The following is a 20901-nucleotide window of genomic DNA, read 5'->3' as shown; positions in this document are numbered from 1 at the left end:
CTTATTCGTAGGTGACCTGGAAAGTCACCGTGGTGCCGAAAACGCCCGCAGTCACCGGTTCAGAGCCGGTTTTCACCAGTTTCGCCTTCATGGTGTAATCAACGGAATAGACCGGATCGCCAACTATTTCACCCATCGCCAGGGTAAATCTGGAGCCATTGGCGTACAGATGATGGCTTGCTTCCGAACTGAGTTGTACCCCAACGCCACCCGCGGCGGTAATGGCAGAATTGCTGGTGATAGCATTAGTAAAATAGCCTTTATCCGCCGTGGTGTGCGAGGAGCTAATGGTGGAGTATACCGCCTTAGTATTAACGCAGGTGCCGGTAATCTGAAACGACACCTCTTTGGTGCTGTCGTTTTCCAGGTCGGAACGATACCAGTCTCCCAGGTCAACGGTGGTGGGCGCGCGTAACGCGCAGGTCGGCTCGTTTAAGGGAATATTAAACGACATTTCCGAGATGTTGATCAGCGGGCGGGGGTGATCATCGACTGTTCCCGTCATCGGATTGCCCAACGCTATTTCCCCCAGCGGGCCGCCGATGGCGGTTAGCATGGTCGTACCGCTCGGTACGCCTTTAAAATCGGGATACTGGTAAATCTCCATCCGCGCACGCCAGATTTGGTCGTCAACAATGCCTTCATCTTCATGGATGTCACCGGTGACAGTCCACCCACCAGTGCCAGGCGGAAACCAGGCTGCGATGCGGTTATCGTCAGGGTAAATCGCAATGGTATAATAAATGCCCGGGATATTGGTTCTGAAGGTGGCTTTGTTATCCACGTAACCCCACGCTAGCGCGGTATCTGTCTTCTGGTAAACGTTATCGCCGTCATCGCCGACAACACAGTAAGACGTTAACGAAGGCTGTATCTCCATCAGGATTGTGGTGCTTATTTGCGTAGGCGCAGTGATGGTTCCCGGCGGCAGCGGTGTGATCACTGGTTGTACGCCTGGCGTCATAATCTGTCGCGCATTGTTATCATTGAAACGACACTCAAAGGCCGCATGGGCTGCGCCCGATGCGCCCAGGATCACCAGTGCCAGTGATAAACGACTCAATTTCATCATAAATCCTTTTATTCGTATTTGACGTCTACAACGACATTGCTGGTGACGATGCCTGCGGTGACTGCCCCGATATTCTGATAGCGCGCATAGAACTGATAATCCGTTAAATACTGTGCGCTGCTTTTGTTCGAGACATCGTACATCACCGCTGAACTGCCATCGCTGTTCAGTACGTTGGTTTTATAGTCGCTGGAAAATATCACCACGCCGACATTTTCCGCCGCGCCTGCCGTGGCGTCGTTTTTAAATACCTGATTCTGGTTGTTCCAGAACCCGGACTGCGGGCTGAAGCTGAACGTCAGTTGTTTAATGCCGCTACTGACATAGCATTCATCAACGTGGAGTGTAAACGGCGTGCCGCCCGCTTCGTCGGTGGGGGTGTAGCGGTTGCTGCCGTCGGCGTTATAAAACCAGCTGCGCATTACGGTTGGCAGATACACATCATCGCCGTTTTCCACGCTGAATTTACAGGTGGTATCAACAATTGTCGCATTGAGGTTCGCATCTAACTCTCCTGCATGGCTGAAACCTGCCAGGCAAAACAACCCAGCCAGCAGCGTCAGGACTCGTCGGCGTAGAAAAAACGGTAGTGAGTGCATTCGTGTGGTCTCTGGGTTTTATTTATAGGTAATAACAAAGGTGATAGGGGCGGAGACTGCGCCAGGATCCACCTTGGTAATATCTTCTCCTTTGGCGACGACGATACGGGAGCTGAAGAGCATCGAAGATGCTCCTTCGAGAGGAGTCCAGGGCATAATAAAATATTTTCCTGAGCATAACATTTCGACATCTCTGTCAACGTTGCCATACCAGAGTTCAAAGGCGGCATTATTACCAGCTGCATAGGAATTACCGTCGGCATTAACCCCGGAACAGCTCCCGCCAGCACCGGGCTTCGCTTTTATGTCGAGGCCGGAAACGCCAGAACAGTCGGTATAGTTAATTTTAAACTGTACCACCCGTGATTTTTTGGCTATCTCTGATTTAAACACATCACCATAGTTAATGATGCTGGTCGGGGTACCTGCCATATCAATAATTTGAGCGTTACAGGTGGTACTGGTAATTTCAGCGTTAAACGTCATTTCGACGTCATCGGTTCCTGTAATGGCCGCCGTTGTCGTTGCTGAGAATAAAATGGCAGAAAGAGACAGGACGGTTAAAAAGTTAATATTTTTCATCAAAGCGCTCCGTATTCTGCGCAACTTATTCATAACTAAAGTTGAAGGTAGCAATCGTCGTGAACTTGCCGATGGTCATAAGACCGGACTGTGTCTCTCGCAGGGTGGCCGTCAGCGACACTTCTTTTTGATCAATTTCGTCTCGTGTCCACACCAGACCGCCAGTATCCGAGCTATCGCCAATGGTGAAAGGGGCATCTATTGCTATGCTGCGGGCAATCTCAAGGGCCGCATATTCTGCGCCACCCTCGGCTTTCGCAATTTGATTTGCCAGACCGGTGGTTAACCGGCTGTCAGCCGTTCCGTTAATCGTGGTTTTTAATGACGTCAATGACTCCGGGCACTCGACAATCACCAGTTTAAATGTCGCTGAGGCTTTACCCGCTTGCCCATCAGCAAGCGGGATAAAGACGTTAGAACGGCCAGGAATGAATACTGTTATATTTTGTTTGGTGTCACTGCCGAGCCCACCCACCAACTTCATATCACAGGTGGTTTCTCTAATGTTGGCGGTCAGGGTGGCATCCAGGGTGCTTTCTTCTGCGAACGCGGTTCCAGAGGCCGCTATTAACACAAAGGCGGCAACAGGCAGGCTGAGATAGCTTTTATTTCTGTTTACTCTCATGGTTTTTCCCTAAACATAAAATCACAATGAAATGGCTGCTAATACAGCGTCACTCCAGCTTTGGCAGATAATTACGGGTAGGTCACAACAAAGGTGACAGGGGCAGAAACGTTACCCATCTCGACAGTCGCCGCAGTTTGCCCCTCCGCAGCGACAATCCTTGACTGCATCGGGTATTGCCCGCTTCCGTTGGATATCGTCACCACCTGCGCTGCTGGCGGTGTCGTGCAGGAAAGCTGCACGCCGGTATCCACCGCGCCGCTCCAGATTTCAAACGCCGTTTTCAGGCCGCCGTCATACGATTTACCGGAGCACTTACCGCCTGAGCCCGGTTTGGCGGCGACCGTCGCGCTGGTCACGCCGGAGCAGTTGCTCAACTGGATTGAAAGCGGGACGGTGCTTTTGCCGATATCCGAACGATAAATATCGCCATATTTAATTTCGGCAGTGCTGGCACCGCTGCCGTCTACCACTTTTGCCGTGCAGGTTCCGGTGACGACGGTCGAGGTAAATTTCATCTTCGCCGAAGTGGTCCCGGAAATAACGGCGCTGCTGGCTACTCCCGAAAAGAGAACGGCAGAAACGGATAACGCGAGTAAAGCTGGGGTCAATTTCATGATAGTGCTCCGTATTCTGCGCAATTTATTCGTAGCTGAATTCAAAGGTAGCGGTGGCTTCAAAAGTGCCAGTGGTTACCCTGCCATCCTGTGTCGCCTGTAACACGGCAACCAGGGGCACTTCGCCAGCTTTAATTTCATCGTTTGTCCAGATCAGACTCTCGCCTGCGGCCGTTGAGTTGATCACGAACGGTGCGTTTGGCGTTGTCATACGTGCGATAGACACGGCGGTATAGTCGGCTCCGCCATTTTCTTTTTTAATGGCGTTAAGAATGCCCGTGGTTAAATAACCTGATTGACTCCCGGTTATTTTTGTTTTTAACGACGTCAGCGTCGGCGGGCATTCCACGATCATGATTTTGAAATTACCCTGTGCGGCCGCGTTGCCAGCCCGGTTGGCTGATGTGCCAAAGTCGTTAATTCGCACGCCAATATCGTTGCCGATTTTCAGCGTCTGGTCGGTGTCCGAGCCACTGCCGCCCTGTAGCTTCATATTGCAGGTGGTTTCGTTCACGGAGGCAGTAAAGTTGACATCAAGGTTAGTCCCTCCCGCCAGCGCTGCTCCTGAGGCCGCCATCGCGATGAGAGCGACAACAGGCAGTCTGAGCATATTTTTTTTCATATTCCCTCTCACTGATTTTCCCTAAGGTTACATCTGGCAAACATGGTCACTCAGAACCGGCGTTAACCCTGCTTTCGTTGTATTTCCTGTTACCTGATAATGAACGGTACAGGTACTTTCTTTGCCGCTGCCCCAAACCACACGCAGCACGCCCTGATCCTCAACGCCGCGCACATAGGCCTGGCCCGCCTGGCCCACGGTGCCGATAGGCTCGTTCTTTTCATTCAGTACATCTGCACCCAATGGAATAAAACCTTTATCGCTGCGCTGTAATTCCAGAATCAGTGAACGGCCTTCATCGGTTTCAAAATTCACCAGTACCACAGCACCGCTGCGCGGTACGGTCACGGCGCTGGTGTTTTTCACTTCAACGTCAGTTTCCAGTGTGCTGATATCCAGCGATACGCGGTTCTCACGGTAAGCCGACATATACGGCATGATGCCGTAGCCGGATTTGCCTATTTCACTGTTGCCGTAGCCGATGCCAGCCCCCTCTGCGCCGCTGGCCTTCACCAGCGCCAGCGCATCGGCATCACCGATACTGCCCGGTGCGAACGCTACCCCGCCAGAGTGCAGCACCATACCGCCGCTATAGGTGGCTGAATACTGTTTACTATTATCATCGCTATACGATGCTGAAACGCCCAGTGGACCATAACTGCTGTTCAGCGAGGTAAAACCGCTCACCTGATTAAGGTTGCCGTAGTTGCCACCGCCGCTGGAGGAGGCACTCACGGAATAACTGATATCGTTATTTTTCGTATTGCCACTGGCCGTTGAGTTGAAGCTGGCGCCGCCCTTCATATCTGAGTGCAGCCCCATATTGATATTGCTGAACCCGCCTGAACGATCGTAGCTATTCGAGAAGACGTTCAGCGGGATGCTGAGACTCAGATAGATGCTGTCATCTTTGGCTCCGTTTTGATCGTAGGAGCGTTGTAGCGACAGGCTGTAACTACCGTAAGCAAAACTGTTGTTGTAGCCGAGGCTGTAATTGGAGGTAGAGCTGTCGCCATTCCAGTAATCCTGCCAGGTCCCGCTGACGTATACCGATCCGTAAGTAGAGTCGCTGGACTGTAGCGGCTGGTTAATACTGATCTGTACCTGATTTTTAGTGCGCTGGTAATCGGAATAGAGTTCGGCGCTAGACTGGTAAGCCTGGTTTTCATATTTCTGCCGCTTAACGCTATCCCGAAGGGAAGCGGCGTCGTTCAGGCTGAGATAATCTTCGGTTGAAAAACGATAAGCCGCCACGTTAAAGGAGGTATTCGTCGCCTCGACCATTTTACTGTAGGTCAGGCGATAGCTTTGCCCGCTTAACGTCCCCAGCTCGTCAACTTCGGCATGAGATTGGGTAATGTCGAAAGCAAATGCGCCGATGCGGGTGTTCATGGCCAGCCCCAGTAGCCCGGCATAGAAATCCATGTCGGTATACTGCGCGCCGATATAGCCGGTAAAGGTATTATTCAGACCGTAGTAAAACTGGGCGTAACCGACCTGCGGTTTGTCAGCGTAAGAATCGTTGTTCAACTCACCGACGCCGATATCCCAGCGCGTAGCGCCGGGGCGCAGCATTTGAGTCACGGAGGAGAAGGGCACGGTAAACGTGCGCTTGCTGCCATCAGATTCTTCAACGGTAACCAACAGGTCGTTACCGTAGCCGGTGGTGCTGAGGTCGTTTATCTCAAAGGCACCCGGTGGTACGGTAGTTTCGTAGATTTTATTGCCGCTTTGCGTAACGGTAACTTTGGCGTTACTGTTCGCCACACCGCGAATGACCGGCGCATAGTTGCTGGTGCCGATCGGTAACATACGGTCATCGTTATACATCCGTGCGCCACGCAGGCTGAAGGAGTCAAACGCATCGCCACGGGTGTAGGAATCGCCGAGCACCATTTGCGCGCTTAATGGCGTAATATCACGCTGTAAATAGATATCCTGGCTGGTGTATTTGCTGCCGTTGTCTTTATCCCAGTTCAGGTTGCCGCGTGAGCGTAAACGCCACGGCCCCATATTCAGACCATAACGCAAGCCCATATATGCCGTGTCGGATGTACTGCCGTTGCCTTCGCTATGCCAGGCGTTCATATCATAAGAAACGAGGGCGGCAGGGACGCCATCTTCCCACAGGGAGGGATCGACATAGCCCGCAGGGCGTTTCAGGATATAAATCTGGGGGAAGTTCAGATCGAGCGCCTGTTTACCTGTGTCATAATTTGCAGATGCACCGGGGTAATATTTTTTAATATCTATACAAGATGCATTATCGTCAGCAGCGTAATCACTGCTAATTGTTTTTGTATCAACGCCGGCTTGTGCTAATAATAATGGCGTAATACAGGCGCTGGCGCGAGACGTACCATTTTCTTTGAAAGTAACTTCAGAGGTGATTTTTAAATTATTATTAAGGTTAATTTTAACCCGATAAACCCCGGCTAATACCGGGTTGCCATTCGCAAAACGGCTGACATCAATGTTTGTACCGCTGTTGAATAAGAATTGATCGTTAAATTCTACAGTCTCTTCTGTTTCCGGTACGGATTCCACAGCGCAAACAGAAAATGGAAGTGCGGCACTGACGGCAAGACATAATAGCGAACGTTTAAAAAGCATGGCATTCCCGCATAGTTAGCGTGGGTAGTTCCTTACCCACGACATCGACGCAAATAATAATTATTCAGATTAGTTAATTTTGGCTTCGCGTTTCTCAGAACCGCCGTTATCGTTAATGGTGTAATACATAACGGTTCCGCCGGTGTTATTTGTTAAACCTTTAACCGGCATATTGATATTACTAAAAGGCAGTATAGATTTACTTTCTACTTCGTAATTCTTGCCGCCGACTTTAAACGAGACGCTGGAAATAGAAACGTTGTAAGGCGCGTCATTTTGGGCAACCAGAGAAAGGGTATTCCCCTCTTTTTTCTGCGACCATTTGATATGCTCTGCGGCGTCGCCTGGCGTGCCTTTTAAGCTGTCCGGGCGGAAGAAAAGCTTGATGCGAGTACGAAACGCGAGCTGCAGCTGGTTCAGGCTTTCACCTTCTTTAGCTTTAGATTTTGGCGGAATCTCCAGAACGTTAAACCAGAACAGCGATTCACGATCCTGCGGCAAAGCGCCACCCATATAGGTAATACGCACCGACTGACCTTTTTGCGGATCAACACGAGAAACCGGCGGGGTAATGACAAACGGCAGCTTGAGTTCTTGTGGATTGGTTCCGTCACGCCCGTCATCCAGCCAGGTTTGCACCAGCAGCGGCTTATTGCCCCGGTTATCGAGGTTAACAATCACGTCTTTGGAGGATTGCGGATAGATAATACGCGTCCCGGAAATGACGATATCGGCGCTGGCCGGGAGAGAGGCGCAAATTGCTGCGGCAAAGCAGGTGGTTTTTAATCCCTTATAAAATGTCGTGCTGATCATTTTCCACTTCCTGTTGGAATGTTATTAAAAACCCCCTAACAATGTTAAGGGGTTGATTTTATATACTTAAAAAAACAGGACTTAATTATAGATAACGGTAAATGCTACCTGTGCCTGTACGGTACCAGCGGTTACCGGGTTGTTTGTTGTATCCCAGCCCTGACCTTGGGTATAGGCTACGCGGTAGAATAAATTGCCAATGCCGTTGGTGACAGTCGCGATCTGGGTGTTATTGGTCTGGTCAACTTTTACCTGATCTGTGTTGCTATTGCCGTTGTTAGACAATACCAGGTTTACGTTGGCAGCAGCATCTTGCAGGTTTGCCGGTGGCACCAGCATACCTTCAGAAGTGGAGGTGGAACCGCCCCAGGAGTCAAACTGTGCAGAGGCGCTGGTGACAGTTGCGGGATCGCACTCGGTCAGGTTCAGCGTGAAGTTCTTTTCACCTAAGGTGCTGCCGGCGCCCAATGCGTTAGCAAAGTCTTTCACAAACACGGTGTCCAGGTTAACGTCGAAGTCGTTACCGTTCTGGTCGATTTTGTTATCGACGGAAATTTTACAGGTATTGCTAGACACCAGTCCGTGGAAAGTAACAGTACCGGTATCCGATGGTACATCTGCCGCCATTGCAGAACCTGCGCTTATAACTAATGCGACTGCTGCTGCCAGACTATATTTCTTAAAAGACATTTTAATATCCATATTTTTGCTAAATAAAAACAAACGACACATATTGTATCGTGTTGTATTTTGAATTAAATTAATTCGAAGAGAGTTTATCGAATGTCGTTATGAAAAGAAATGACTGGTGTTGTTATAAAAAATAAAATAGATATTAAGTGTCGCTAATACTGTATAGTATACATAAGGTTACATTGGTATCTGGGTTGCATTAAATATAATATATTTATATGGATGCGCTATTTAAAATAAAGGTGAATTTTATTTTGTATTTTTGAAATTCACTTGATAAATGTATTTACCAAGTGAATTCTTAAAAAAAATATCAGGCAACCTGGACCGGAATGGCTTTCGCGGTGCGCTTCATTTCGTTGTCGCCTTCAAAGTAGGCCACTTTCGGCCGCCATGTCCGGGCTTCTGCATCAGACATGGTGACGAAGCTGGCGATAATCACAATATCGCCAACCTCAGCGCAGTGCGCCGCGGCACCGTTGACCGAGATGATTTTAGAGCCGCGTTCAGCCGCAATCGCATAGGTTGAGAAGCGTTTTCCATTGGTCACGTTCCAGATATCAATCGCTTCGTTTTCCAGAATACCGGAGGCATCAAGGAAATCTTGGTCAATGGCACAGGAACCTTCGTAGTGCAGGTCCGCCTGCGTGACTTTTACGCGGTGGAGCTTGCCTTGCAGCATGGTGCGAATCATAACTTCTATACCCTGTCGTTTATCTTGGCTAAGCAGGCGATTGTGGCCTGCTTTGGAAATTATCAGGCAGTATTGCCCGATTTTTAACCCCTGTCTACTGGGCTAATGTAACGCTTTGATTATCGATCAGACGCGCCTGTCCCAGCCATGCGGCGACCAGAATGACCGCGCGTTTGCTGTTTTCGGTGAGTTCAAGCAGCGTGTCGGCATCACGGATCTGAATATCGTCGGCGCGAAAGCCTTTTTCGTTTAGCTCCTGCTCGGCAATGGCAATAATTTCCTCCTGGTCGCGTTCACCAGCCTGTAATTTTTCCCCGATGCGGCTCATTACTTTGTATAAGCCAGGGGCGATTTTACGCTGCTCTGCCGTCAGGTACCCGTTACGCGAGCTGAGTGCCAGACCATCTTTGGCGCGGATAATCGGCACGCCGACAATCTCAATGTCGTAGCCCATATCGGCGACCATTTTACGAATCAGCGCCAGTTGCTGGAAATCCTTCTCGCCGAAGCAGGCGATATCCGGCTGAATTAGGTTAAAAAGTTTGCTGACGATGGTGGAAACGCCGCGGAAGTGGCCTGGGCGGCTCGCACCTTCCAGCATGGTAGAGAGTCCCGGAACATCAACGTACGTCTGGCCTTCCAGTCCCTGCGGGTAGATTTCCTCAACGGCTGGAGCAAAGACATAATCGACTTTGCGTTTGTTCAGCTTTTCGCAATCTTCCTGCAGCGTGCGCGGATAGCGTACCAGATCTTCCGGTCTGTCGAATTGCATCGGGTTGACGAAAATGCTGACGATGACCACATCAGCCCGGGCTTTTGCCTCATCGACCAGTTTCATATGACCGTCGTGCAGATTACCCATGGTGGGAACCAATGCGATGCGTTTGCCTTCCAGACGCAGACGACGAATATGCTGGCGCAGCAGCGGCAGGGTTTCAATAATTAACACAACAAGGCTCCTTAATGGAAACTGTGTTCTTCGCCCGGATAAACGCCGGACTCCACTTCAGCCATATACTGCCGCACGGCGGCGCGCATGTCGCCTGCTTCATTGAGGAAATTCTTGGCAAATTTCGGGATGTGGCCGCCGGTAATGCCAAACGCGTCGTGCATAACGAGAATTTGCCCGTCGGTGACGTTACCGGCACCAATACCAATCACCGGAATCGACAGCGCTTCCGTGACGCGCTTCGCCAGCTCAACCGGCACGCACTCCAGCACCAGCAACTGTGCGCCAGCGGCTTCTAAGGCCAGCGCATCATCCAACAGTACCTGTCCGGCGTCGCCGCGGCCCTGAATTTTATAACCGCCGAAGATATTCACCGACTGGGGCGTTAATCCCAGATGACCACAAACCGGCACGGCGCGTTCAGTGAGCATTTTCACCGTATCGACCAGCCAGGCGCCGCCTTCAATTTTGACCATATTAGCGCCCGCACGCATGACTACAGCAGCGTTTTCAAACGCCTGTTCCGGGGTGGAGTAAGCCATAAACGGCAGGTCGGAGAGCAATAGACAGTTGGGTGCGCCACGACGCACGGCACGAGTGTGGTAAGCGATATCCTCAACAGTCACGGGCAGGGTGGAGTCGTGCCCTTGTACCGTCATGCCCAGCGAGTCGCCAACCAGCATCACATTGATACCTTCGTCGGCAAATAACTTCGCGAAGCTGTAGTCATATGCGGTGATAGTTGCGAAGCGCTTTTTCTCTTGCTTGCATTTCTGCAGCAGTGAAATGGTGGTGGGTTTCATAACATTTCCTGATGATGAAAGTCATATTTATCGGCATTCTAACAGTCACATTCAGGGGGGCAATTGTTTTAAGCAATCGTTTGGCGCTAAAGCAGTAAACGCTAAAGGGGAAAGGATACTTTACCAGTGTGCAGGTTTTGCAACACCAAGTTGGGTGAGGTGCTGATGCAGGCTTGTACCATCCGGAAAAATAAGTTCAGAAGCAATTTCGAATAACGGCCACAGCATAAAACCACGGTTTTTCATGTCGTAGTGCGGTACGGTCAGACGTTCGGTGTTAATCACTTCATCGCCAAACAGCATAATGTCGAGGTCCAGCGTTCGTGGCCCCCAGCGTTCGGCTTTGCGCACCCGACCCTGTTGTAACTCAATGTGTTGGGTGTGATTGAGCAATTCTTCCGGCGCGAGGGTGGTTTCCAGCGCGACGGCGGCGTTCAGGTAATCGGGTTGATCCTGTGGGCCTAATGGTGGCGTACGGTAAAATGAGGAGACAGCCACGATTCGGCTGTCAGGGATTTCACCGATCGCTTTCACGGCAGCATTAACCTGCTCCAGAGGGGAGGCTAAATTACTGCCGAGGGCGATATATACCCGCCGTTTTTCACGCTGCATCTGTGTCACCACCTTGATGCGACTCGAAATTTGTTGGGTATACGTGATGGGTCATGCGGAACCTTCACGGCGTGGCGCGCGTTTACGCGGGCGACGATGGCGCCGACGTGCGTCTGGCTCTTCATCCAGCTCGTTCAGCATACCTTTTTGTTCCGGCGGCGCAGAAACCTGGAATTCACCCCACCATTTCGCCAGTCGCTGCAATTCCGCATTGTGTTCGACTTCGGCACGCAGCGCTAACAGGTCGTAAGCTGCGCGGAACTTTGGATGTTCCATCAGCTTCCAGGCGCGTTTACCCTGGCGACGGGACATCCGTAGCTGCAACTGCCAGATATCGCGGGTCAGCGAGGTCAGACGTTTCGGGATCGCCAGCGAGCGGCAGGCTTCGTCCAGCACGTCGTTCATTGCCAGCGCGAAAGCGTCGTAGTAGGCCAGACCGCTTTCTTGCGCAATTTTCTGTGCGGCTTCCAGTAGCGGATACCAGAACATTGCCGCGAACAAGAAGGCCGGGTTAACGCGCATATCATTGTGAATGCGGTTATCGGTATTCTTCAATACCTGGGCAATGATGCGTTCCATTGGGCTGTCACCGTCTTCGGTGAAGTAGCGCGTAATGGTGGGGAACAGCGGCTGGAACAGGCTGTACTCACGCAGCTTTTTATAGGTTTCGTATCCATAGCCCGCCTGTAATAGTTTGAGTGCTTCTTCAAACAGGCGTGCAGGAGGAATATCGTTAAGCAACGTTGCCAGACGCGGGATAGGCTCCGCGGTTTCCGGGCTGATACGCATGTCGAGCTTGGCGGCAAAGCGTACGGCGCGCAGCATGCGCACGGGATCTTCGCGATAGCGCGTTTCCGGATTACCGATCAGGCGAATGATGCCCTCTTCGAGATCCTGCATTCCCCCGACGTAATCACGTACGGTGAAATCGGCTACGCTGTAATACAGGCTGTTAATCGTGAAGTCGCGACGCTGGGCATCTTCTTCAATGGAGCCGAAGATGTTGTCGCGCAGCAGCATTCCGTTTTGTCCGCGCTGGGATGTTGTGCGATCGGACTCGCTGCCTTCATGATGACCGCGGAACGTCGCCACTTCGATAATTTCAGGGCCGAACATGACATGGGCCAGACGGAAACGGCGACCGACCAGGCGACAGTTACGAAACAGTTTGCGCACCTGATCTGGCGTTGCGTTAGTGGTGACATCAAAATCTTTCGGCTTTTTGCCCAGCAAAAGATCGCGTACACCACCGCCAACCAGCCATGCCTCGTATCCGGCCTTATTGAGCCTGTACATTACCTTCAGGGCATTTTCACTGATATCTTTGCGGGAGATAGAGTGCTGCTCACGCGGAATTACCGTCATATGTGGACGGGCGACGGCGAGCTCAGCCTCGCGCTCCTCGCGGCTTAGCACCTTGCGGCAAAAATTAGCGACTCGGGTAAAAATAGTGCACCTCGGTAGTGTCAAACTTCAATCAGAACAAGTGTTGCTGTGTAAAAATAGCGGCTAATCATAGCTCAGCATGATGCATTTGAGAATGCCGGATTTAAGATCGCCGATTCAGGCACCGCTGTCAGACGCCAGTTCTCAACGGCAAACGCCAGGATCTGGTCGACACGCATCTCCTGCCACGGGATATCGGCACGTTGGCCGAGAAAGCGTAGCGCGGCAATAATCACCGGACGCGGATCGCCTTGTGGCAGCGCAGGTGCATGATTTTGTTTTGAAAGTTTAGCGCCTTGTTCGTTGAGCGCCAGTGGAAGATGAATATAGTCAGGCGCTTGCCAGCCAAACTGCTGATACAAAGAGATTTGCCGCACTGTGGGTTCGATAAGATCGGCACCGCGTACAATCTCCGTTACGCCCTGAAAGTGGTCATCAACCACCACGGCGAGGTTATAGGCAAACAGCCCGTCGCGACGGTGAATGATAAAATCTTCCCTCGCAAGCTGCGGGTCAGCCTGAATCTCACCGCGCAGTTGGTCCGTAAACTGCATTACCGGATGGCGTTGCTTGATGCGCACTGCCGCCTGCTCTGGTCCGTGGCGTAACTCACGGCAGTGACCGTCGTAAATACCGCCGACGCTTTGAATACGCGCCCGCGTGCAGGTGCAGTAATAGCTTAGATCCTGCTGATGCAGCCAGGTGAGCGCCTCGCGGTAGGCGTCATGACGCTGGGATTGCCATAAAATGTCGCCATCCCAGTACAGTCCGTAATGTTCCAGCTGACGCAGAATCGTATTTGCAGCACCGGGAACTTCACGAGGGGGGTCAATATCTTCAATGCGCACTCGCCAGATTCCGCGCCGGGCACGAGCCTGCAGGTAACTGCCGAGGGCGGCAATCAGTGAACCGAAATGCAGTTCGCCGGAGGGGGAAGGGGCGAAGCGGCCAATATAATGTGAATCGCTCATTTTGCGGACTAACAAATAATAAGGCGGGAGATGCTCCCGCCTGTAGTAAACGTGGTAAAAATGACCGGAATTAACCTGCCATTTGTTTTTCGCGGATTTCTGCCAGCGTTTTACAGTCGATGCACAGATCGGCTGTCGGACGCGCTTCCAGACGGCGAATACCAATTTCTACGCCGCATGATTCGCAGTAGCCGAAATCTTCGTCTTCTACTTTCTTCAGCGTCTTCTCGATCTTTTTGATCAGTTTGCGCTCACGGTCACGGTTACGCAGCTCAAGGCTGAATTCTTCTTCCTGTGCGGCGCGGTCCACCGGATCAGGGAAGTTAGCCGCTTCGTCTTGCATATGAGTTACGGTGCGATCGACTTCATCCCTAAGTTGATTGCGCCATGCCTCAAGAATACGCCTGAAGTGCGACAGCTGGGCTTCGTTCATATACTCTTCGCCCGGTTTCTCCTGGTACGGCTCCACCCCAGCGATGGCGAGAATACTCAGGGACGATGTTTTACGGTTTTGCCCTTCTTGCATGTTGCTTCTCCTTAACACGCACTATCGATCCCCATGTTCGGGGGAAAAATCAGGTCGCTATAAATAGCAGATGCTTTTCCGGATAGCAATTATCTAAACGTAACACTTGACAACCCTGTGAGGAAAAGCGTATTTGCCCACGCGCCCGGAATACTAATTGACCAGATATTTACACCATTACAAGGTAATGGGCAACGGCTCTTTAAGAGTCATACCGTGGGCAGAAAGTTCCGCTTTATAAACCAGAATTTCTACCCCCTTAAGCTGTGCTTCAACTAATAATTGCGCATATTTCGCATCGATATGGCGCGCGGGTGAAAACCGTGTAATGGCTGAATGTAGCACGGCGAAAAATATCACTGCCCGCTTGCCTTCAGCCGCTACGCTCATCAATTCCCGAAGATGCTTCTGACCTCGTTCAGTGATGGCATCGGGAAAATAACCCTGCTCTTTTTCCGCCAACGTGACTGATTTCACTTCAATATAGCAGTCAGGTCGGGAATCTGCCTGTAACAAAAAGTCGATGCGGCTCCCTTCGGCGCCGTATTTTACTTCACTTTTCAAGATGCTGTAGCCTGAAACTTCTGAAATTAACGATTGCTGAATCGCCTCTTTCGTTAATCTATTGGCCCACAGCGTGTTAACACAAATAAATGCCCCGGATTGAGTTTGCGTTAATTCCCAGGTATGTGGATATTTGCGTTTAGTATTTTCTGATGTCGAATACCAGACGGTGTCACCCGGGGTGGCGCATCCGGTCATCGCGCCAGTATTTGGGCAGTGTAGCGTTAACGTTGTGCCATCCGGTGTGATCACATCCGCTAAAAAGCGCTTATAGCGCTGAATGAGCGTTGCAGGTTGTAAAGGTGGAGAAAATTGCATAAACAGTCCCTTTGATTATTCAGTCAGCGTCCAGCGTTGCAACTGCGTATAACGCGTGCGTCCTCGTGCAAATGAGGAGGAATAAAGCGCAAACTCCGTGACCGGAAATGACCAGCCAAAGCCCGGTGGCGGGATTGGCACCGCGTGACCGGCATCGCGTAGCAGCGTGATATGCGGATGAAACGGCTGCGGGCTTTGGTAGCATCCACTGCGCGCGGCCTGTGCCCGCAGCATATTCGCCAGTTGCAGCAGCCCGCGCGGCGGCTGACGCATACCCAGCCACACGACCCTGGAGCGCAGCCATTGCCCGGCATCATCGAATTTGAGCGTAAAACCCGGCTGGCGAATACGCCCCGCGAGCTGCGACAGCGCCTGTTGCTTCTCGTCGCTGACGTCGCCTAAAAAGGCCAGTGTCAGATGCAGATTATCGGCGGCGACGGGACGACCCGCTTCAGGGGGGAACTGCGCGGCTCGCCAGTGGATTAGCTGCTCCCGAACCTCGCCTGGCAATTCAATCGCAAAGAACAGCCTTTTTGGCTCAGACATGATGGATACTCGGTTATGAATTAACGCGATGCTACAATGCAGCGCGAAGAATGTTAACCCTCTGGAGCCATTTGTGACGTCGTTGCCCGTTGCCGCCGTAGTGCCTGAACTGCTTACCGCCCTTGATGCCTCGTCGCAGGTTCTGCTGACGGCGCCGACCGGTGCCGGGAAATCGACCTGGTTGCCGTTGCGGCTTCTTGAGCATCGCGGTATCCAGGGGCGGATTATTTTGCTGGAGCCGCGTCGCCTGGCAGCGCGTAATGTGGCGCAGCGATTAGCGGAATTGCTGAACGAAAAGCCGGGTGAAACCGTGGGTTATCGCATGCGCGCACAAAGTTGCGTAGGGCCGCAGACCCGGCTGGAGGTAGTAACAGAGGGCGTCCTGACGCGGATGATCCAACGCGATCCTGAGTTGGCGGGCGTCGGGTTAGTGATTCTCGACGAATTTCACGAACGGAGTTTACAGGCTGACCTGGCGCTGGCGCTATTGCTGGATGTGCAGCAAGGGCTGCGGGACGATCTGAAACTGTTGATCATGTCCGCCACTCTGGATAACGGGCGTTTGCAGCAGATGTTGCCCGATGCGCCGACGATCGTTTCTGAAGGCCGCGCATTTCCCGTTGAGCGACGGTATCAGCCGTTGGCGGCGCATTTGCGTTTTGATGAAGCGGTGGCGATAGCGACGGCGGAGCTATTGCGCCATGAAAGCGGGTCACTGCTGCTATTTTTACCGGGTGTGGGCGAAATCCTGCGCGTACAGGAACAATTGGCTACGCGTGTGGGCAGCGATGTTGTGCTGTGTCCACTGTATGGCGCGTTAACGCTTTCCGAGCAGCGTCAGGCGATTGTGCCGGCGCCACAAGGCAAACGCAAAGTGGTGCTGGCCACCAATATTGCTGAAACCAGCTTGACGATCGAAGGCATCCGGCTGGTGGTGGACTGCGCCCAGGAGCGCGTGGCGCGCTATGACGTGCGTACCGGTCTGACGAGACTGATTACCCAGCGCATCAGCCAGGCTTCGATGACTCAGCGAGCGGGGCGCGCAGGGCGTCTGGAGCCCGGTATTTGCCTGCATCTGCTTGCCAAAGAGCAGGCAGAAAGAGCGGCAGCGCAGGGTGAAGCGGAAATATTGCAGAGCGATCTGTCCGGGCTACTGATGGAGTTGCTGCAATGGGGATGTACCGACCCTGAGCAACTGAACTGGCTGGATACGCCGCCCGCCATCAACCTGCAGGCGGCAAAACGGCTGTTGCAGATGCTGGGCGCGCTTGAGGGCGACAGGCTTAGCGCCACGGGGCAGAAAATGGCGGCGTTGGGTAACGATCCTCGTTTAGCGGCGATGCTGGTCGGTGCCAAAAATAATACCGAAGCGGCTACGGCGGCAAAACTGGCTGCGATTCTGGAAGAGCCGCCGCGCGGTGGCAGTACCGATCTAACCGTGGCATTTTCGCGAAACCAGCCTGCCTGGCAGCAGCGCAGTCAACAGTTGCTGAAACGGCTTAATGTTAGCAGCGGACAGCCGGACAGCACGCTGCTCTCCCCGTTGCTGGCGCGGGTGTTTGCCGATCGGATCGCGCGTCGACGTGGGCAGGAAGGACGCTATCAACTGGCGAATGGCATGGGCGCAATGCTGGATGCCGATGATGCCTCAGGACGCCATGAATGGTTGATAGCGCCACTTTTGTTGCAGGGCAGCGCTTCTCCAGACGCGCGTATCTTGCTGGCTCTGCCGCTGGATATCGAGTCGCTGATGCAGGCATGTCCTGGACTGCTACAACAGTCCGACACCATCGAATGGGATGAGACTCAGGGAACGTTAAAGGCATGGCGTCGGTCGCGCATTGGTCAGCTCACGGTAAAAGTACAGCCATTGGCCAAACCCTCGGAAGAGGAGTTGCATCAGGCGATGTTGAACGGCATTCGCGATAAAGGGCTAAGTGTGCTCAACTGGACGCCGGAAGCCGAGCAGTTTCGACTGCGTCTGCAATGTGCGGCAAACTGGTTGCCAGAGTATGACTGGCCCGCGGTAGATGAGGAGTCTCTGCTGGCGTCGCTGGAGACCTGGCTGCTGCCGCACATGAGCGGTGTACACTCGTTACGTGCATTAAAAGCACTCAATGTGGGACAGGCGTTGCGCGGTTTACTGGACTGGTCAATGTTGCAACGTCTGGATAGTGAGCTGCCTGCGCATTACACTGTGCCGACGGGAAGCCGGATTGCCATTCGCTATCATGAGGATAATCCTCCAGTATTGGCAGTTCGGATGCAGGAAATGTTTGGTGAAGCAAAGACCCCAACCATTGCCCAGGGGCGTGTGCCGCTGGTGCTGGAGCTGCTGTCTCCGGCCCAAAGACCTCTACAGGTGACGAGCGATCTGAGCGCGTTCTGGCAGGGATCGTACCGCGAGGTGCAAAAAGAGATGAAAGGGCGTTATCCCAAACATGTCTGGCCGGACGATCCGGCGAATACCGCGCCAACGCGGCGTACCAAAAAGTATTCGTAATGTAACGGTAGGCCGAATAAGGCGTTATGCCGCATCCGGCGAAAGAGCGGTAATAATTGAGAGATTTCTTCTTCTGTCGCAGGACGGAAGAACAGAGAATCGGGCCCTTGCGCCTGAATGTTGCGGAGAAAAAGCATGGCGGGGAATGACCGCGAGCCAATTGGACGTAAAGGAAAACCCTCGCGTCCGGTGAAACAAAAGGTGAGCCGTCGTCAACTCAGAGATGAAGAGTATGACGACGATTATGATGATGATGACTATGAGGATGAAGAACCGATGCCGCGTAAGGGTAAAGGCAAAGGGCGTAAGCCTCGTGGTAAGCGCGGCTGGTTCTGGCTGCTGGTAAAACTGTCGATTGTCTTTTTGGTGCTGATCGCCATTTATGGCGTTTATCTGGATCAAAAAATTCGTAGCCGTATTGATGGCAAAGTCTGGCAGCTTCCTGCGGCAGTATATGGCCGTATGGTTAACCTTGAGCCAGAAATGCCTATCGGCAAGAACGAGATGGTGAAGCTGCTGGAGGCCACGCAGTACCGTCAGGTGACGAAGATGACGCGTCCGGGTGAATTTACCGTGCAGGCGAAGAGCATCGAGATGATTCGTCGTCCGTTTGACTTCCCGGACAGTAAAGAAGGGCAGGTGCGTGCGCGTCTGACCTTTGACGGCGATCATCTGGATACCATCGAGAATATGGATAACAACCGCCAGTTCGGTTTCTTCCGTCTCGATCCGCGTTTGATCACCATGCTCTCTTCACCTAACGGCGAGCAGCGCCTGTTTGTTCCGCGTAGCGGCTTCCCGGATCTGCTGGTGGACACGCTGCTGGCGACCGAAGACCGTCACTTCTATGAGCATGACGGTATCAGCCTTTATTCCATTGGTCGTGCGGTGCTGGCGAACCTGACGGCAGGCCGTACAGTTCAGGGGGCCAGTACGCTGACTCAGCAACTGGTGAAAAACCTGTTCCTGTCCAGCGAGCGTTCCTACTGGCGTAAGGCCAACGAAGCCTATATGGCGCTGATCATGGATGCGCGTTACAGCAAAGACCGCATTCTTGAGCTGTACATGAACGAAGTCTATCTCGGACAAAGCGGTGATAACGAGATTCGCGGCTTCCCGCTGGCGAGCCTCTATTATTTCGGCCGTCCGGTAGAAGAGCTGAGCCTCGACCAGCAGGCGCTGCTGGTGGGGATGGTTAAAGGGGCATCGATCTACAACCCGTGGCGTAACCCGAAACTGGCGCTGGAGCGTCGTAACCTGGTTCTGCGTTTGCTGCAGCAGCAGCAGATTATCGACCAGGATCTGTACGACATGCTGAGTGCGCGTCCGTTAGGCGTACAGCCGCGTGGTGGGGTTATCTCCCCGCAGCCTGCCTTTATGCAGATGGTGCGTCAGGAGCTACAGGCGAAGCTGGGCGATAAAGTTAAAGATCTCTCTGGCGTGAAGATTTTCACCACCTTTGATTCCGTGGCGCAGGACGCTGCAGAAAAAGCGGCGGTGGAAGGTATTCCGGTGCTGAAGAAACAGCGTAAGCTGAGCGATCTGGAAACGGCAATTGTGGTGGTTGACCGCTTTAGCGGTGAAGTTCGCGCTATGGTCGGTGGAGCCGAACCGCAGTTTGCGGGCTATAACCGTGCGATGCAGGCGCGTCGTTCGATTGGTTCTCTGGCCAAGCCTGCGACCTATCTGACCGCGCTCAGCCAGCCGAAGCTGTACCGCCTGAATACCTGGATTGCCGACGCCCCGATTGCGCTGCGTCAGCCGAACGGCCAGGTGTGGTCGCCGCAGAACGATGACCGTCGCTATAGCGAAAGCGGGAAAGTGATGCTGGTGGATGCGTTAACGCGTTCAATGAACGTGCCAACGGTAAATCTGGGGATGGCGCTGGGTCTGCCTGCGGTAACCGATACCTGGTTGAAGCTGGGCGCGCCGAAAGATCAGCTTAATCCGGTTCCGGCCATGCTGCTGGGGGCGTTGAACCTGACGCCAATCGAAGTTGCTCAGGCGTTCCAGACTATCGCCAGCGGCGGGAACCGTGCGCCGCTGTCGGCGCTGCGTTCGGTGATTGCCGAAGATGGTACCGTGCTGTACCAGAGCTTCCCACAGGCCGAGCGTGCCGTTCCGGCGCAGGCGGCGTATATGACGCTGTGGACCATGCAGCAGGTGGTTCAGCGTGGTACAGGTCGCCAGCTCGGCGCGAAATATCCTGGCTTGCATCTGGCAGGGAAAACCGGGACCACCAACAACAACGTGGATACCTGGTTTGCCGGGATCGACGGCAGCCAGGTGACCATCACCTGGGTAGGCCGTGATAACAACCAGCCAACCAAGCTGTACGGTGCCAGCGGCGCGATGTCGATTTATCAGCGTTATCTGGCAAACCAGACGCCAACACCGCTGGTGCTGACGCCACCGGAGGATGTGGTGGATATGGGCGTAGACTACGACGGTAACTTCGTTTGCAGCGGGGGTATGCGCACGCTTCCAGTATGGACCACCGATCCGGATTCACTGTGCCAACAAGGTGAGATGTTGCAGCAGTCGGGTAATCCGTTCGATCAATCTTCCCAACAGCCGCAGCAACAGCAGCCTCAACAGCAGCAACCGCCGCAGCAGGAGAAGAAGGACGGCGATGGCGTGGCCGGTTGGATTAAAGAGATGTTTGGCGGTAACTAACGCCTGCCTAAAAACCCGCTTCGGCGGGTTTTTCTTTTTTGCGCTATTTGGTTTTAG

20 protein-coding genes are annotated in these 20901 nt (G+C 52.9%); 2 read left to right on the top strand and 18 right to left on the bottom strand.

Annotated elements, in window-relative coordinates; translation table 11 throughout:
• Position 1: 1 nt before the first annotated feature.
• From OGY37_RS22250 to thpR, 18 genes are all read right to left on the bottom strand, one after another.
• A complete protein-coding gene (locus OGY37_RS22250; RefSeq protein WP_286621912.1) occupies positions 2–1069 on the bottom strand; it encodes a fimbrial protein StkG in 1068 nt (355 codons plus the stop codon).
• 11 nt (positions 1070–1080) lie between these two features.
• Positions 1081–1671 carry a fimbrial-like protein gene (locus OGY37_RS22245; RefSeq protein WP_174785172.1) on the bottom strand — a complete coding sequence of 197 codons (591 nt, stop codon included), beginning with the start codon at positions 1669–1671 and terminating at the stop codon, positions 1081–1083.
• An 18-nt stretch (positions 1672–1689) separates the two neighbouring features.
• Entirely contained in the window at positions 1690–2253 is a 564-nt protein-coding gene (locus OGY37_RS22240) for a fimbrial protein (protein WP_126319226.1), read from the bottom strand.
• A gap of 25 nt (positions 2254–2278) precedes the next feature.
• A complete protein-coding gene (locus tag OGY37_RS22235; protein WP_126319224.1) occupies positions 2279–2878 on the bottom strand; it encodes a fimbrial protein in 600 nt (199 codons plus the stop codon).
• A gap of 71 nt (positions 2879–2949) precedes the next feature.
• Positions 2950–3495: a fimbrial protein gene (locus tag OGY37_RS22230; RefSeq protein ID WP_126319222.1), complete on the bottom strand. Its 546-nt coding sequence runs from the start codon at positions 3493–3495 to the stop codon at positions 2950–2952.
• A gap of 25 nt (positions 3496–3520) precedes the next feature.
• Positions 3521–4117, bottom strand: coding sequence for a fimbrial protein (locus tag OGY37_RS22225; RefSeq protein ID WP_286621908.1), 597 nt, complete (start codon positions 4115–4117; stop codon positions 3521–3523).
• Between the two features lie 27 nt (positions 4118–4144).
• Positions 4145–6730, bottom strand: a complete 2586-nt coding sequence (locus OGY37_RS22220; protein WP_286621906.1) for an outer membrane usher protein — start codon at positions 6728–6730, stop codon at positions 4145–4147.
• A 69-nt stretch (positions 6731–6799) separates the two neighbouring features.
• Positions 6800–7543: a fimbrial chaperone gene (locus OGY37_RS22215; RefSeq protein ID WP_126319216.1), complete on the bottom strand. Its 744-nt coding sequence runs from the start codon at positions 7541–7543 to the stop codon at positions 6800–6802.
• A gap of 81 nt (positions 7544–7624) precedes the next feature.
• Positions 7625–8233, bottom strand: a complete 609-nt coding sequence (locus OGY37_RS22210) for a fimbrial protein (protein ID WP_286621904.1) — start codon at positions 8231–8233, stop codon at positions 7625–7627.
• Between the two features lie 316 nt (positions 8234–8549).
• A complete protein-coding gene (gene panD / locus OGY37_RS22205; RefSeq protein WP_126319212.1) occupies positions 8550–8930 on the bottom strand; it encodes an aspartate 1-decarboxylase in 381 nt (126 codons plus the stop codon).
• A gap of 94 nt (positions 8931–9024) precedes the next feature.
• Entirely contained in the window at positions 9025–9879 is an 855-nt protein-coding gene (gene panC, locus OGY37_RS22200; RefSeq protein ID WP_126319210.1) for a pantoate--beta-alanine ligase, read from the bottom strand.
• Positions 9880–9890: 11 nt separating this feature from the next.
• The gene (gene panB / locus OGY37_RS22195; protein WP_126319208.1) at positions 9891–10682 is read right to left on the bottom strand and encodes a 3-methyl-2-oxobutanoate hydroxymethyltransferase; all 792 of its coding nucleotides are present in this window, start codon (positions 10680–10682) and stop codon (positions 9891–9893) included.
• A 120-nt stretch (positions 10683–10802) separates the two neighbouring features.
• Positions 10803–11294: a 2-amino-4-hydroxy-6-hydroxymethyldihydropteridine diphosphokinase gene (folK, locus tag OGY37_RS22190; protein ID WP_126319206.1), complete on the bottom strand. Its 492-nt coding sequence runs from the start codon at positions 11292–11294 to the stop codon at positions 10803–10805.
• A 51-nt stretch (positions 11295–11345) separates the two neighbouring features.
• Positions 11346–12743, bottom strand: a complete 1398-nt coding sequence (gene pcnB / locus OGY37_RS22185; RefSeq protein WP_204192014.1) for a polynucleotide adenylyltransferase PcnB — start codon at positions 12741–12743, stop codon at positions 11346–11348.
• 71 nt (positions 12744–12814) lie between these two features.
• Complete coding sequence (gene gluQRS / locus OGY37_RS22180; protein ID WP_286621902.1) at positions 12815–13711, bottom strand: tRNA glutamyl-Q(34) synthetase GluQRS; 897 nt, start codon at positions 13709–13711, stop codon at positions 12815–12817.
• Positions 13712–13781: 70 nt separating this feature from the next.
• The gene (gene dksA / locus OGY37_RS22175) at positions 13782–14237 is read right to left on the bottom strand and encodes an RNA polymerase-binding protein DksA (protein ID WP_003829221.1); all 456 of its coding nucleotides are present in this window, start codon (positions 14235–14237) and stop codon (positions 13782–13784) included.
• A 177-nt stretch (positions 14238–14414) separates the two neighbouring features.
• Complete coding sequence (gene sfsA, locus OGY37_RS22170) at positions 14415–15119, bottom strand: DNA/RNA nuclease SfsA (RefSeq protein WP_286621900.1); 705 nt, start codon at positions 15117–15119, stop codon at positions 14415–14417.
• Positions 15120–15134: 15 nt separating this feature from the next.
• Positions 15135–15665 carry an RNA 2',3'-cyclic phosphodiesterase gene (thpR, locus tag OGY37_RS22165; protein WP_286621898.1) on the bottom strand — a complete coding sequence of 177 codons (531 nt, stop codon included), beginning with the start codon at positions 15663–15665 and terminating at the stop codon, positions 15135–15137.
• Between the two features lie 73 nt (positions 15666–15738).
• Between thpR and hrpB the strand changes: the two genes are divergently transcribed.
• Together hrpB and mrcB are read left to right on the top strand one after the other, a co-directional pair.
• Positions 15739–18168 (top strand): ATP-dependent helicase HrpB, encoded by a 2430-nt coding sequence (gene hrpB / locus OGY37_RS22160; protein WP_286621896.1) that lies wholly within the window; start codon positions 15739–15741, stop codon positions 18166–18168.
• 135 nt (positions 18169–18303) lie between these two features.
• A complete protein-coding gene (gene mrcB / locus OGY37_RS22155; RefSeq protein ID WP_048214900.1) occupies positions 18304–20844 on the top strand; it encodes a bifunctional glycosyl transferase/transpeptidase in 2541 nt (846 codons plus the stop codon).
• Positions 20845–20901 lie beyond the last annotated feature (57 nt).

It is taken from the genome of Citrobacter sp. Cpo030, from assembly GCF_030333005.1.
In the GTDB taxonomy this organism is placed as follows: Bacteria; Pseudomonadota; Gammaproteobacteria; order Enterobacterales; family Enterobacteriaceae; genus Citrobacter; species Citrobacter portucalensis.
Note: the sequence above shows the minus strand (reverse complement) of the source record. Positions and strands in the feature narration are given on the sequence as shown.